Source organism: Streptomyces sp. NPDC002619, from assembly GCF_042889305.1.
In the GTDB taxonomy this organism is placed as follows: Bacteria; Actinomycetota; Actinomycetes; order Streptomycetales; family Streptomycetaceae; genus Streptomyces.
Genome location: NZ_JBIAQV010000006.1, coordinates 16,791 through 29,259, shown reverse-complemented (window position 1 = coordinate 29,259; position 12,469 = coordinate 16,791). Strand labels below are relative to the sequence as shown.

Annotated in this window: 16 protein-coding genes and 1 tRNA gene; 8 read left to right on the top strand and 9 right to left on the bottom strand. The window is 70.5% G+C overall.

Annotated elements, in window-relative coordinates:
* Positions 1–182 precede the first annotated feature (182 nt).
* Together cobA and ACFYXB_RS12885 are read left to right on the top strand one after the other, a co-directional pair.
* Positions 183–1,427, top strand: coding sequence for a uroporphyrinogen-III C-methyltransferase (cobA, locus tag ACFYXB_RS12890; RefSeq protein ID WP_389580998.1), 1,245 nt, complete (start codon positions 183–185; stop codon positions 1,425–1,427).
* 64 nt (positions 1,428–1,491) lie between these two features.
* The gene (locus ACFYXB_RS12885; protein WP_388499351.1) at positions 1,492–2,310 is read left to right on the top strand and encodes a TrmH family RNA methyltransferase; all 819 of its coding nucleotides are present in this window, start codon (positions 1,492–1,494) and stop codon (positions 2,308–2,310) included.
* Positions 2,311–2,318: 8 nt separating this feature from the next.
* Here the strand turns inward: ACFYXB_RS12885 and ACFYXB_RS12880 are convergent, their stop codons facing one another.
* From ACFYXB_RS12880 to ACFYXB_RS12870, 3 genes are all read right to left on the bottom strand, one after another.
* Positions 2,319–2,729, bottom strand: coding sequence for a VOC family protein (locus tag ACFYXB_RS12880; RefSeq protein WP_389580994.1), 411 nt, complete (start codon positions 2,727–2,729; stop codon positions 2,319–2,321).
* Positions 2,730–2,795: 66 nt separating this feature from the next.
* Complete coding sequence (locus tag ACFYXB_RS12875) at positions 2,796–3,194, bottom strand: helix-turn-helix domain-containing protein (protein ID WP_389580992.1); 399 nt, start codon at positions 3,192–3,194, stop codon at positions 2,796–2,798.
* 31 nt (positions 3,195–3,225) lie between these two features.
* Entirely contained in the window at positions 3,226–4,614 is a 1,389-nt protein-coding gene (locus ACFYXB_RS12870; RefSeq protein ID WP_389581514.1) for a serine/threonine-protein kinase, read from the bottom strand.
* Positions 4,615–4,810: 196 nt separating this feature from the next.
* Between ACFYXB_RS12870 and ACFYXB_RS12865 the strand changes: the two genes are divergently transcribed.
* The 4 genes from ACFYXB_RS12865 to ACFYXB_RS12850 all read left to right on the top strand — a co-directional run bounded on the left by ACFYXB_RS12865 (position 4,811) and on the right by ACFYXB_RS12850 (position 7,269).
* A complete protein-coding gene (locus ACFYXB_RS12865) occupies positions 4,811–5,086 on the top strand; it encodes a hypothetical protein (protein ID WP_351353479.1) in 276 nt (91 codons plus the stop codon).
* 197 nt (positions 5,087–5,283) lie between these two features.
* On the top strand, positions 5,284–5,481 hold the full coding sequence (locus ACFYXB_RS12860) for a hypothetical protein (protein WP_351353477.1): 198 nt from the start codon (positions 5,284–5,286) through the stop codon (positions 5,479–5,481).
* 469 nt (positions 5,482–5,950) lie between these two features.
* Complete coding sequence (locus ACFYXB_RS12855) at positions 5,951–6,895, top strand: phosphotransferase family protein (protein WP_389580988.1); 945 nt, start codon at positions 5,951–5,953, stop codon at positions 6,893–6,895.
* Positions 6,896–6,975: 80 nt separating this feature from the next.
* Positions 6,976–7,269 (top strand): zf-TFIIB domain-containing protein, encoded by a 294-nt coding sequence (locus tag ACFYXB_RS12850; protein WP_351353471.1) that lies wholly within the window; start codon positions 6,976–6,978, stop codon positions 7,267–7,269.
* 55 nt (positions 7,270–7,324) lie between these two features.
* Here the strand turns inward: ACFYXB_RS12850 and ACFYXB_RS12845 are convergent.
* A tRNA-Val gene (locus ACFYXB_RS12845) sits at positions 7,325–7,396 on the bottom strand.
* Positions 7,397–8,023: 627 nt separating this feature from the next.
* Between ACFYXB_RS12845 and ACFYXB_RS12840 the strand changes: the two genes are divergently transcribed.
* Complete coding sequence (locus ACFYXB_RS12840) at positions 8,024–8,170, top strand: hypothetical protein (protein ID WP_389580985.1); 147 nt, start codon at positions 8,024–8,026, stop codon at positions 8,168–8,170.
* A gap of 150 nt (positions 8,171–8,320) precedes the next feature.
* On the opposite strand, the gene ACFYXB_RS12835 is transcribed toward ACFYXB_RS12840, so the two are convergent.
* Positions 8,321–8,683, bottom strand: coding sequence for a hypothetical protein (locus tag ACFYXB_RS12835; protein ID WP_389580982.1), 363 nt, complete (start codon positions 8,681–8,683; stop codon positions 8,321–8,323).
* Positions 8,684–9,465: 782 nt separating this feature from the next.
* Here ACFYXB_RS12835 and ACFYXB_RS12830 point away from each other — a divergent pair.
* Positions 9,466–9,855, top strand: coding sequence for a Tn3 family transposase (locus tag ACFYXB_RS12830; RefSeq protein WP_389580979.1), 390 nt, complete (start codon positions 9,466–9,468; stop codon positions 9,853–9,855).
* 141 nt (positions 9,856–9,996) lie between these two features.
* Here ACFYXB_RS12830 and ACFYXB_RS12825 read toward each other — a convergent pair whose 3' ends face one another.
* The 4 genes from ACFYXB_RS12825 to ACFYXB_RS12810 form a co-directional block, all read right to left on the bottom strand.
* On the bottom strand, positions 9,997–10,482 hold the full coding sequence (locus ACFYXB_RS12825; RefSeq protein WP_389580977.1) for an iron chaperone: 486 nt from the start codon (positions 10,480–10,482) through the stop codon (positions 9,997–9,999).
* Positions 10,483–10,536: 54 nt separating this feature from the next.
* A complete protein-coding gene (locus ACFYXB_RS12820) occupies positions 10,537–11,199 on the bottom strand; it encodes a glyoxalase (RefSeq protein ID WP_389580975.1) in 663 nt (220 codons plus the stop codon).
* Positions 11,199–11,720, bottom strand: a complete 522-nt coding sequence (locus tag ACFYXB_RS12815) for a helix-turn-helix transcriptional regulator (RefSeq protein ID WP_389580972.1) — start codon at positions 11,718–11,720, stop codon at positions 11,199–11,201. Before ACFYXB_RS12815 ends, ACFYXB_RS12820 begins: the two co-directional genes overlap by 1 nt.
* 306 nt (positions 11,721–12,026) lie before the next feature.
* The gene (locus tag ACFYXB_RS12810; RefSeq protein ID WP_389580970.1) at positions 12,027–12,437 is read right to left on the bottom strand and encodes a VOC family protein; all 411 of its coding nucleotides are present in this window, start codon (positions 12,435–12,437) and stop codon (positions 12,027–12,029) included.
* Positions 12,438–12,469: the final 32 nt, after the last annotated feature.

Genomic DNA, 12,469 nt, shown 5'->3' with positions numbered 1-12,469 from the left:
AGGGCGATGGGGGTCCCCCGCTCGAGCGAAGCCGAGAGTGGGGGGAGGGTGGGCACGGACCCACGCAGCCGCACCCGGCCACGATGCCCGGCCCCCGGACAGCGATGCCGCCCAAATCGCCCGCCCCGTAAAATCCGCACGTCAGGGCAACCGCACCGCCAAAGAGATGGAGCCGCACCCTCATGGCCGACCACCCCGCCTACCCCGTAGGCCTCCGCCTCTCCGGCCGCCGCGTGGTCGTCCTCGGCGGCGGCCAGGTGGCCCAACGCCGCCTCCCGGCCCTGATCGCGGCAGGCGCGCACATCACCCTCGTGTCCCCGGAAGCCACCCCCTCCGTGGAGGCCATGGCGGACGCGGGCGAGATCACCTGGGAAAGGCGCCCGTACGAAGAAGGCGACCTCACCGAAGCCTGGTACGCCCTGATCGCGACCAGTGACCACGAGGCCAACACCCACGCCTCCGCCGAAGCGGAGCGGACCCGCGTCTGGTGCGTCCGCTCCGACGACGCCGACGCGGCGACGGCCTGGACCCCCGCAACCGGCCACAGCGAGGGCGTCACCGTCGCCGTCCTCACCACCGACGCGCGCGGCCGCGACCCCCGCCACACCGCCGCCATCCGCGACGCGGTCGTGGAGGGCCTGCGCGACGGCACGCTGGTGGCGCCCCACCACCGCACCCGCACCCCCGGCGTCGCCCTGGTCGGCGGCGGCCCCGGCGACCCCGACCTCATCACGGTCCGCGGCCGCCGCCTCCTCGCCGAGGCCGACGTCGTCATCGCCGACCGCCTCGGCCCCCGCGACCTCCTCGCCGAACTCCCGCCGCACGTCGAGGTGATCGACGCGGCGAAGATCCCGTACGGCCGCTACATGGCCCAGGAGGCCATCAACAACGCCCTCATCGAGCACGCCAAGCAGGGCAGGTCGGTCGTACGGCTCAAGGGCGGCGACCCCTTCGTCTTCGGCCGGGGCATGGAGGAGGTCCAGGCGCTCGCGGAGGCCGGGATCCCGTGCACGGTCGTGCCCGGCATCTCCAGCTCGATCTCGGTGCCCGGCGCGGCCGGCATCCCGGTCACTCACCGGGGCGTCGCCCATGAGTTCACCGTCGTCAGCGGCCATGTCGCCCCCGACGACGAGCGCTCCCTGGTCGACTGGCCGTCCCTGGCGAAGCTGACCGGCACCCTCGTGATCCTGATGGGCGTCGACAAGATCGGGAAGATCGCCGAGGCGCTTGTCATGCACGGGAAGTCGCCGGACACCCCGGTCGCCCTGGTCCAGGAGGGCACGACGGCGGCGCAGCGGCGCGTCGACGCGACCCTGGCGACGGTCGCCGAGACCGTACGCGCCGAGGACGTGAAGCCCCCGGCGGTCATCGTCGTCGGCGAGGTCGTCGGCGTGGGCCCGCGCACCACGCCGCAGCCCTCCGAGTAACCGCGGGTAACGCAACCCGTTCCGAGCCGTTGGCACCACACCCAGGACAAGGCAGTATCACCCTGTGGCCGATCTCATCACCGTTGACGACCCCGACGACCCCCGCCTGCGTGACTACACGGGCCTGACCGACGTCGAGCTGCGCCGCAAGCGCGAGCCCGCCGAGGGCCTGTTCATCGCCGAGGGGGAGAAGGTCATCAGACGGGCCAAGGACGCCGGCTACGAGATGCGGTCGATGCTGCTCTCGGCGAAGTGGGTCGACGTCATGCGGGACGTCATCGACGAACTCCCCGCCCCTGTCTACGCGGTGAGCCCGGAGCTCGCCGAACAGGTCACCGGCTACCACGTGCACCGCGGCGCCCTCGCCTCCATGCAGCGCAAGCCGCTGCCCACGGCGTCCGAACTGCTGCGCTCTGCCCGCCGGGTGGTGGTCATGGAGGCCGTCAACGACCACACCAACATCGGCGCGATCTTCCGCTCGGCCGCCGCGCTCGGCATGGACGCCGTGCTGCTCTCGCCGGACTGCGCCGACCCCCTGTACCGCCGCAGCGTGAAGGTCTCCATGGGCGCGGTCTTCTCCGTGCCGTACGCCCGCCTGGACACCTGGCCCAAGGGCCTGGAGTCGGTCCGCGAGGCCGGCTTCACCCTCCTCGCGCTCACCCCGGACGAGAAGGCCAAGACCCTCGACGAGGCCGCCCCGCACCGGATGGACCGGGTGGCCCTGATGCTCGGCGCCGAGGGCGACGGCCTGTCCACCCAGGCCCTGGTCGCCGCCGACGAATGGGTCCGCATCCCCATGGCCCACGGCGTCGACTCGCTCAACGTGGGCGCCGCGGCCGCGGTCGCCTTCTACGCGGTAGCGACCGGCCGCCCCCAGGACTGACCAGCGACTCAGACCTTCGGCTGGGTGAAGCGGATGCCGTTGCCGAAGGGGTCGCGCAGGCCGCAGTCGATGCCGTAGTCGCGTTCCGTCGGTTCCTGGGTGAACTCGACGCCCCGGCCGCGCAGCGTCTCGTACGTCTTGCGGCAGTCGTCCGTGCTGAAGATGAGCCAGCCGCCCGTCGCACCCTTGGTGACCAGTTCGCGGACCTGCTGAGCCGTCTCCTCCGACATCGCAGGCGGGCCGGGCTTCTCCAGCAGGACCTGGCGCTCGGGGTGACCGGGGACGCTGACGGTCAGCCAGCGCATGAAGCCCAGGTCGACGTCGGCGCTCACCTCCAGGCCCAGCTTGCCGACGTAGAAGTCGAGGGCCTCGTCCTGGTCGAGGACGTAGATCTGCGAGTGCGTGATGGCTGTGAACATGTCCTTCACGCTACGGGCCGGCCCACGCGAAAACTTATCCAGAACTGCTGGGTCACCCGCTCGCCCTCAGGGCCCGGAGCCCGGCCGCGTCCACGCCTTCACGAAGCACGTCGGTACGGCCGCTGCCGCCGCCTCCTTGCGATACTCCCGCGGCGACCGGCCGACGATGTCGCGGAACGTACGGCTGAACGTCCCCGGGCTGCCGAAGCCGACCTCGAAACAGATGTCGGTCACCCTGCGGTCGCTCTCCCGCAGCAGGAACATCGCCCGCTCGACCCGGCGACGCTGCAGATACCGGTGCGGCGTCTCGCCGAACGTGGCCCGGAAGGTCCGTGAGAAGTGCGCCGGAGACACATGGGCGATCCGGGCCAGCGCCGGCACGTCCAGCGGTTGCGCGTAGGCGCGGTCCATCGCGTCCCGTGCGCGCAGCATGTGGCGGTTGGTCTCCTCGGCGGCGCGACTCACGCCGCCATCACATCACGGCCCACCGCGAGCGCTACAGCCCGGCCAAAGCTCCGACGTCCGGCGGCGCGGTCCGCGGCTGGTGCTGCGCAGGTACGCCACCGCCGGCACGGCCCGACACACCGCCCAGCCCGCGCTCGGGACCCTGGCAGCCCTGCGCCAGCGCGATACCGAGGGCGACCAGCAGGGTCACCACCACGAACACGAACAGCCGCTGCCGCAGCAGCCGCGGATTGGCGGGCCGTCGCCCCGTCCCCGTCGTGCGCGGTCCTGGCCGCCCGGCACCGCTGCGCGGAGCGGGACGGCCCCCGCTGCCGGAGCGGGTGGTGTTGCGCGACGCCGGGGTCGGCCGCGCCCCATTGCTGCCCCGCGACGGAACCCCGCTGGCGCCACGCGACGAGCCGCCCCCGCGCGACGGCGTACCACTCCGGGCGGGACCGCCTGCGCGGGGCAAGGGCGTCGTGCCGGGAGCGCCGGGAGTCGGCTGCGCTCGCCGCTGGGTGCGCTGCCGCTCCGGGTAGGTCTCGGTGAGCCGCCCGGTCGGCCGGTCGGCTTCGCCGGTGCGCGGCGCGGGCGGCCGTACGTCGGCCAGGCCCTGCGCCTCGCGGGCCGCGATCTCCTTGAGCCTGAGCGACAGTTGGAGCGTGCTGGGCCGTTCCTCAGGGTCCTTCGCCAGACAGGCGCGCACCAGCGGGGCGAGCGCGTCCGGTACGCCGTGCAGCTGGGGCTCCTCGTGTACCACGCGGTACAGCATCACCTCGGAACTGCCGTGCCCGAAGGGCGAGTCACCGGTCGACGCGTACGCCAGGGTCGCACCGAGGGAGAAGACGTCCGTGGCCGGCGTGACGGCGGCCCCGCGCACCTGCTCCGGCGCCAGGAAGCCGGGGGAGCCGACCGCGGTGCCGACGTGGGTGAGCGTGGAGGCGCCGGTCGCCCAGGCGATGCCGAAGTCGATGATCCGCGGCCCCTTCGGGGACAGCAGGATGTTGGACGGCTTCAGGTCCCGGTGCACGACTCCCGCCTCGTGCACGGCGACCAGCCCCTCGGAGAGGGCGGCACCGACGGCAGCGGCCTCGGCGGCGGCGAGCGGCCCTTCGTCGGCGACCTTGTCGTGCAACGAGGGCCCCGGCACGTACTGGGTGGCGAACCACGGCCGGTCGGCGTCCAGATCGGCCGCCACGAGACGGGCCGTGCAGCCGCCCCTGATCCGCCGGGCGGCCGAGACCTCGCGCGCGAACCGTGAACGGAACTCCTGGTCCTCCGCCAGATCGGGCCGGATCACCTTCAGTGCGACGCGCTGCCCCTTCTTGTCGGAGCCCAGATAGACGACGCCCATCCCACCCGCGCCGAGCCGTCTGTGAAGCCTGAACGAGCCGACGACGCGCGGGTCCTCGCGCCTCAGGCGCATCATCGCCATGTTCATCCCCGCTGCCCGGTCCGTGTGACGTGCCACAGCTTACGTTTCCACAGCCGCACGCGCGCAGAGGCCGCGCCCTCTCGGACCGATGGATTGTCAGTGCCGGGTGGGACAATTGAAGGGTGGTCAGGAAGCCGTGCGCGCCAGCGGCCTTGGCCGTGCTGTGACTCCAACCGCCCGTCGCAGAAGGGGGATTGACCGCGTGAAGGGTGACCGCGTGGAGATAGTCGTGGACGCAGGGGACACGACGAGAACGTACGAGGTGGTGGCCAGCAGAGCGGGCCGCCGGGTGGAGACGGCGGTGCGCCGGGGGGTGGTGGAAGTGAGCGAAGTCACCCGCAATGGGTCGGTCGTCCGCACGGCACGCTTCATGGCGAATCGGGTGCTGGCGTTGGTCGAGCAGCCGGTACCCCGCGAGGACAGCTCGGAAAAGCCCGGACACACCGGACGGCCCCTCGGGGAAGACCCCGAGACCTAGGACCCCGTCTCCACCCAGGGGAGTACTCCGCAGGTCATGGCTCATCCTCCGGGAGGCCCGCGATTCGGTACGAGGGCATGACGTCCGCCAGGCCCCTCAAGCCTAGATTTGAGGTCAAGCGGCGGGTGCAGCACTCGTCCCCCGAGGTCAGACACCCGCCGCTGCCAAGGACAACAGAGACGGTCAGGAGAGGGACCATGGCCTACACGGCACCGCGGACACTGCTCCGCACCCAGGGACGCACAGCGTTCCGCCCCCGCCGTACGGGCCGCCGCCACCCCCTGGTGGCGACGCTCATGGCCCTCCCCCTGGCGGCCCTGCTCCTGCTGGTCTTCGACGGCTGGGAGACGGTGGCCACACAGGCGTCGTCCGTGGGCGTGATGCTGGGGCGCTGAGCGGCGACCCTAGGCCCGGAAGAGCGGTCCGGGCGGGGACATCCACCCATGAAACCCCGTGGGGACGGGGGTGCGGCGGACGGCAAGAATGCCGGCGCAGCTGGGGAGCTGCGCCGGCATTGCCTTTTCCCACGCCACGCGCTGCCGCAGCTGCGGTGAGCCGTGCTCGGCAACTCGTCTCGTCCCCTTAGCTGCGGGCAGTCGTGCCTCCGCCACTCTTCGAGCGGGGGGACCCCCAGGCGGCACGGGTGGGCGATGGGGGTCCCCCCGCTCGAGCGAAGCCGAGAGTGGGGGAGGCACCCTGCAAGCGCGGGCAAGTGAAACCCACCCCCGCCCAGCCACAGCCGACGGCACCCGATCAGCACCGGGCCGCACAGCCCACCCCCGCACCAACCCCACCCGCACAACCCCCGGCCCACCTCACCCCCCGTACCCTCGCCGAAGGCACCCGCACCCACCCAGGACCCCCGTGACCACAGACGTACTGCAACAACTGGCCAAGCACGCCGAAGCCACCGCCCACCCCGGCGGAGCCCCCTGCGCCTGCGGCGCCACCGAAACCCTCACCGAGCGCCCCGATGCCACCGTCGTCCGCCACGCGGCCACCGTCGCGAAGGCCCACGCCCCCGGCACCGACCCCACCGAACTGACTCTGCGCCTCACCACGGCCGGCCGCCTCCCGCACATCCTCCTCGCCCCGCTCACCACGACCCCGGCACCCCTGCCCGATCGCCTGGCGACGTTCTGGCCGTACGGCACCCCCGTCGACCCGGACGACCCGGACGCCGCACCCTGGGAAGCCGCCGCGACCCTCCTCGCTCACCTCCACCGCACCCCGCCGCCTACCGCCCTGCCCCCGATGCGCGGCCCCCGCAAAGCCGCCCGGGCGATCGCCCGCCTCCGGACGGTCCTCACCACGACGAGCACCCCCGCCGCACCCCCCGTCCTGAACGCCTGGGCCGCCCTCCCCGCCTGGGCTCGCGCCGAAGCACCCATGACCGGCGCCGCGGCCCTCTGCCACGGAGACCTGCACCTCGGCCAGCTCGTGCGAAGCCCCGCGCCGGACGGCCCGTGGCGGCTGATCGACGTCGACGACCTCGGCGTGGGCGTCCCGTCCTGGGATCTCGCGCGCCCCGCCGCCTGGTACGCCTGCGGACTCCTCCCGCCCGACGAATGGACCCGCTTCCTGACCGCGTACCGCGTCGCAGGCGGTACGGCCGTCCCGGCCGACGGCGACCCCTGGCCCGCCCTGGACGTCCCGGCCCGTGCCCTCACCGTGCAGACCGCCGCCCTCGCCCTCACCAAGGCCCTCGCCGCCGACCGCCCCCTGGACGAGGCGGAACAGGCCGTGGTCGACGCCTGTGCCCGAATGAGTTCCGCGCCGCCGGAGTTGACGGACGGATTCCCGAAGTAGGGTGCAACCGACCAGGGCCGGACGGAGTCTGTCCTGGGGAACCACGAAGCAGGACCAACCGGCGAGGAGTTGAGCCGAGCATGCAGTGTCCGAAGTGTCACGCGCCGATGCACACCTACAACCGCAACGGCGTCCAGATCGAGCAGTGCAGCGGCTGCCGCGGCATCTTCCTGGACTACGGGGAGCTGGAGGCGCTGACCCGCCTGGAGTCCCAGTGGTCCCAGCCGGCTCCGCCGCCCCCGGCGGCCCCGCAGGCGTACCCGGCCCCCTCGGCCCCCGCCTGGGGCGCCCCGCACGGTGGCGGCCATGGTGGCGGTCACTACGGAGGCCACCACCGCCACAAGAGCTTCGGCCACATGCTGTTCTCCAGCTGAGCCCGCCCGAGCCCACGAAGAAGCCCCCGGCCACAGGGCCGGGGGCTTCGGTGTGTGGACGATACTGGGATTGAACCAGTGACCTCTTCCGTGTCAGGGAAGCGCTCTCCCGCTGAGCTAATCGTCCTCGTCGCCTTGGCGACGTGGAAGACAGTAGCGCATCCTCCGCCACCTGCGCCAATTCGGCTCCGGCGTCCGCGTCCGTCCGCCGCCGTCCAGGAGCGTCTGCGTCGGGTGGCTCCCTGAGTGGCTCCTCCGGTGGCTCCCCTACGCTTCGGGCGGGGTGAGGCCGATCAGGTGCTGACGCGCGAGGGAGCTCGCGATTCGCCGTCGTTCCCCGTGAGTCCCCGCTGTTGCCCACCTCGTCTGGCACGGGTGTGGCACGGTGCTCGGTTCAGGTGCTAGTGGCAGATACGCCAGACCACGTCGATGCCCACCTCGCCCGCGGCGTCTCGGTTCCGGCGTGACGGCGTGAGCACCGCTTTAGGAGTTCATTCACAGCTACGTGCGTGCTGCCGCATTGCTACTCCAAGGGCTCAAGGCAGTCCCCCTGCTACCGCCAAGGTTCCGGCGCGTACGCCTCTGTTGCCGTCATCTTCTGCCGTCAGGAGGCGCAAAGCACCGGCATCCCCAAATAGGCGTGAGCGGTCGTGGAGCTCTAGCACCGGTGGTGTCCTGGACACCTCTGGGTGACAGCATTCTCTCCCGATCAGTCGTGTTGAAGTTGGGTGAAGCCGTGGCTCAGGGAGACGAAGTGGTCAAGGCCCTTCTGACGGCGATGGCGACCTTGGAGGATCTCATCCAGGTGGGGCACGACTCGCACATGGCGTTGAGCACCCTGGAAGGCATCGCCTCTGAGCTCGGCAGGATGGATTCCGGAGAGCGCCGGCAGTTCCTCTAGGCGCTGGAGCGCGTGGCCTCGCAGGCACCGGCGCTGCCAATTGCTGGGGTTGCTGTACTTCGCTGCTGTATCGCAGATCCCCGTGCAGGCTGCCGGGAGGCCCGTGAGGGCCGGTGGGACTGCGTACGCCGGTGGCGCCAGCGCATCGTGTCAGATGCGGCTGAGCGCCAGCTTCTCCACGTCGATGAACTTCTGCTCCGGCACGATGGTGGGCGCCGCGAATACCACAATCCGCACCTGGCTGGCGGACCGCTTGGCCGCAGCCATGACCGACAAGCCGTCCGACTGCGTGTAAAACGTCGCTGCCTGCCCCACGCCGGACACAGGGTGTGCCGGAGCTGGCGCCCCCTTGGCAACGCTGGCGATGACCTGCGTGGGGGAGAGCACGGGATGGGCATGCGTTTCGACGTCGAGTGCGAAGGCGGAGGAGGCGGCGCCGGGCTTGCTATACCTACACTGATGGCTGATCACATTACCGTTCGGCTTCTCGCTGTGGTCCTCGGTGGCGACCACCTGCGAGGAGCTGCTTCCGCCGAGCAGTCTTCTGAGATCGCCTACCGGGAGCAGTGGGCACGCCGCATCGACGGTGGCCGGGGGCGCCTGGAGTGATGGTTTGGGCTTTGGCGAGGTGTGGGCGGCACTGGCCGACGCGCTGGCGGTGCGGGTTGACGGCGGGGGCGCGGACGCATTGTCGGTTGAACCCTTGCAACTCGTGCAGGCGAGCATCGTGAGGACACCGATTGCGAGTGAGAGGGTGGTTCGGGAGTGACTCAAAGCAGTGACTTTCTAGTTGAACAGTGCCGGAGAGGCACGTGGATCACCCGTGGTCAACCCGTAATGCGGCACTGGACTGGCCACCTAGTTACCTCAGCGCAACAACAACAACTTTTGTCACACAAATCTCAACACTCGTACAAGTGCGCCGATGGGCTCCGCGCTGCCTGACGGGTGATATTTGGGACTACTTTGTCCCGAAGTAACTTGGGTGGCGGCGGGTCGGCGGGCGTCAGCCATGGGCTGGACACAGAGTTCGAGATCTGGCCTCATCCTTATCAGGTCGATCACGGGGGTCTGTCAACGTCGGCCAACGGCCCTGGCGCCTTGGTCGATCGTCCATTGAGGTCCGGCGCCGACCGCTGCTGTTCGCGCTTGTTGGTGTCAGCCACTGCACGCGGTCTTGACAAGTGCGGCTCTTCTCGCCGACCTGAACCACCAGTTTGGAAGGCTCCGTACACGGGTCGCGTCTGCCCTGCCCGGATGCTACCTAGGTATCAAGGACCAGCTGTTGGCAGGAGTTGGACCACACCGACCGAAGGGGACCCGTCGGTCTTGTAGAACGCGCGGACTCTCCATCGTCCTGCGGGCACGGGCACCGGGGCTTCGTCAGGCTGGCCCTGACCGGCCCGGACAAGGAGCACGCCGAGACCTCGATGCTCGCCCTGCACCTTCTCCAGAGCAGTCTCGTGCACATCAACACCCTGCTGCTCCAGCAGGTGCTCGCCGAACCGGCCTGGGCGAAGAAGCTGAGTGACGAGGGCCGGCGCGGGCTGACCGCGCTGTTCTGGTCGAACATCAACCCGTATGGAACGTTCCGGCTCGACATGGACAAGCGGCTCGACCTGGGGCTTTCGGTCAATGTGCCCCGGCCACGCTCCCCCGAGTCCGCCTCAGCATTGCCGGGCTGAGCGCGTCGGTGGAAGGCGGAACTGACGCGTTACGGCTCGCCTTCCTGCGGGACCAGCAGGGCCGTGGCGACGCGTTGTGCCAGGGTGTGAACATCTTCCACGGCTCGGTCACTTTCGCCGCCGGTTCTGCCCCGGCCGGCCTCAGCCCACCGCCTTCTTGACAAGCGCGCTGATGCGCTCTTCGTCGGCCGCGGTCAGCTCCCTCACGGCGTAGGCAGTCGACCACATGGCGCCGTCGTCGAGTGCCGCCTGGTCGCTGAAGCCGAGCGTGGCATACCTCGACTTGAACTTCTCCGCACTCTGGAAGTGGCAGACGACCTTGCCGTCTCTGGCGTATGCGGGCATCCCGTACCAGAGCTTGGGCGCGAGGTCCGGAGCGGCGGTCTTGATGATTTCGTGGATCCGCTCGGCGAGGACGCGGTCCGCCTCCGACATCTCGGCGATCTTCGCGAGCACGTCCCGCTCCGCCGCCGCCTCCTTCTCCGCCCGGGACGAACCGCGACGCGCCGCCGCCTTCTTCTCCTCGCGTGCGTGCTCCTTCATCGCGGCCCGCTCCTCGGCGGTGAATGCGTTGTACTTCTCGGTGGTCGTGCCGGAGTCCTCGGCGGGCGACTTCGTGGACGGCATGGCAAGTTTCCCTTCGTGCAGGGTGAGGCAGGGCGGGAGTGCGAGGGCCGGGCGTCAGGACAGCGTGGGGGCGAGCGACGCGGCAGCCTCCCAGGCGAACCCGTCCGGGTCAGTGAAGGTGTCGTCGGTGCTGCCGAGGACGATGCGGTGCGAGCCGGTGCCGTCGGCGGGGACGCCGAGGTCCTTGGCAAGGGCACGGCGCTTGTACAGCGCCAGCTTGACGGGGCTGGACTCACCGGGGGCGAACTCGGCGTACTTGCCACCGAAGCTCTTGGCCACGGTCAGGCCCCGGCCAACGTAGAACTGCTTGGTGGCCTTCACGTCCTCGACGCCGAGCAGCAGGACGACCTCGTCGATCTCGCGGGTGGCGGGGCCGGTGTCCTTCTTCGCCGAGGTCGCGATCTTCCAGATCGTCCCGTCCGAGGCCTGGACGACGCCGCCGTAGCCCCACAGCGACTTCGCGGCGGGCTTCAGCACCGTGGCGCCGGCGTCCACAGCGGCGCCGACGAAGCTGTCGACGGTGGCCGGCCCGGACACCGTGAGCGCCAGGGTGAAGCCGCGGAATCCGGTGGAGTGCGCCTCGGACGCCCGCAGGCGTATGTACGTGTCCACGCCGAAGGCGCTGTAGAAGCGGCGGGAGGCTTCGGGGTCGGCCACCTCAAGGGTGACGGACGCGAGGGACGTGTTGGCTGCGGTGGAAGTAGTTGCCATGACCATCACGCTAGGGGCTGCGCGGCGGCCGGGGCTTCTCGATTCCTGACCGGTCTTGAGACTTGCTTCGCCACACACGCCGGCATCCCCTCCACCTTGATCGCCGACACCGCATCGCGGGCCGTACCCGCAGCATCAGCATGGTCGGCCGCCGCATCCGCCGCCTGGCGCCGGAAGGCCCCGGGCGGCATGCCGACCAGCTCGGTGAAGCGGGTGGTGAACGTGCCCAGCGACGCGCAGCCGACCGCGAAGCAGACCTCGGTGACGCTGAGGTCGCCCCGCCGCAGCAGCGCCGTCGCCCGCTCGATGCGACGCGTCATCAGGTACGCGTACGGCGACTCACCGTAGGCGGCCCGGAACTGCCGACTCAGGTGCCCGGCGGACATGTTCACATCACGGGCGAGCGCCTCCACGTTCAGCGGCTGCGCGTATTCCCTGTCGATCCGGTCGCGGACGCGGCGCAGCCGCGCGAGATCAGCTAGGCGCTGCGCCTGGACGCGTGCACGCCGCCATTCAGGCTTACACATGAGAACCCTCCCCTTTGTCTTTCATCTTCCATTTCCATCGACGTCTTCGAGCGTCTGGGGTGCCCGCCGGGGCGGGCACCCCAGACGCTCGGTGGTGTCGACCGGCCCGCCGGACTCGACCAGACGGTCGAGCAACTGCCGGACAATAGCGGGACGGAGTCCGGGCTCATGACCGGTTCAACGAGGACCCGGACGCGGCCCTGGCGGGCAACCGGCAGGGCAGGCACTTCCGCTCTGGTGCGCCGCCGCGTTCCTTATGGGTGGTCGCGATGTCGGTCCGCACGGCCGCATCGATACCCGCACAGCTCAGCGCAGTTCCTGGATGCGGACCAGGTTGCCCGCGGGGTCGCGGAACGCGCAGTCGCGGATGCCGTACGGCTGCTCGGTCGGCTCCTGGACGACCTCAGTATCACCGGCCTGCACCTTCTCGAACGTGGCGTCGAGGTCCGGGGTGGCCAGCAGGATCCAGCCGTAGGTGCCCTTGGCCATCATCTCGGTGATCGTGCGGCGCTCGTCCTCGGTGACTCCCGGGTCGGCGGCAGGCGGCGCCAGAAGGATCGACGTGCCCGGCTGACCGGCCGGGCCGACCGTGATCCAGCGCGTCCTGCCCTGCCCGACATCGCTGCGGACCTCGAAGCCGAGGACGTCGCGGTAGAAGGCGAGCGACGCGTCCGGGTCGTCGTGCGGAAGAGAAGTCGTGTGAATGGTGATGTCCATGACGAGCAGGCTAGAGGCGACTCCGTGAACCG

What these genes read in the sequence shown, in the direction of transcription:
- cobA (WP_389580998.1), top strand. Translation starts at nt 183, where the DNA reads ATGGCCGACCACCCCGCCTACCCCGTAGGCCTCCGCCTCTCCGGCCGC.
- ACFYXB_RS12880 (WP_389580994.1), bottom strand. Translation starts at nt 2,729, where the DNA reads ATGTTCACAGCCATCACGCACTCGCAGATCTACGTCCTCGACCAGGAC.
- ACFYXB_RS12870 (WP_389581514.1), bottom strand. Translation starts at nt 4,614, where the DNA reads ATGAACATGGCGATGATGCGCCTGAGGCGCGAGGACCCGCGCGTCGTC.
- ACFYXB_RS12860 (WP_351353477.1), top strand. Translation starts at nt 5,284, where the DNA reads ATGGCCTACACGGCACCGCGGACACTGCTCCGCACCCAGGGACGCACA.
- ACFYXB_RS12850 (WP_351353471.1), top strand. Translation starts at nt 6,976, where the DNA reads ATGCAGTGTCCGAAGTGTCACGCGCCGATGCACACCTACAACCGCAAC.
- ACFYXB_RS12825 (WP_389580977.1), bottom strand. Translation starts at nt 10,482, where the DNA reads ATGCCGTCCACGAAGTCGCCCGCCGAGGACTCCGGCACGACCACCGAG.
- ACFYXB_RS12820 (WP_389580975.1), bottom strand. Translation starts at nt 11,199, where the DNA reads ATGGTCATGGCAACTACTTCCACCGCAGCCAACACGTCCCTCGCGTCC.
- ACFYXB_RS12815 (WP_389580972.1), bottom strand. Translation starts at nt 11,720, where the DNA reads ATGTGTAAGCCTGAATGGCGGCGTGCACGCGTCCAGGCGCAGCGCCTA.
- ACFYXB_RS12810 (WP_389580970.1), bottom strand. Translation starts at nt 12,437, where the DNA reads ATGGACATCACCATTCACACGACTTCTCTTCCGCACGACGACCCGGAC.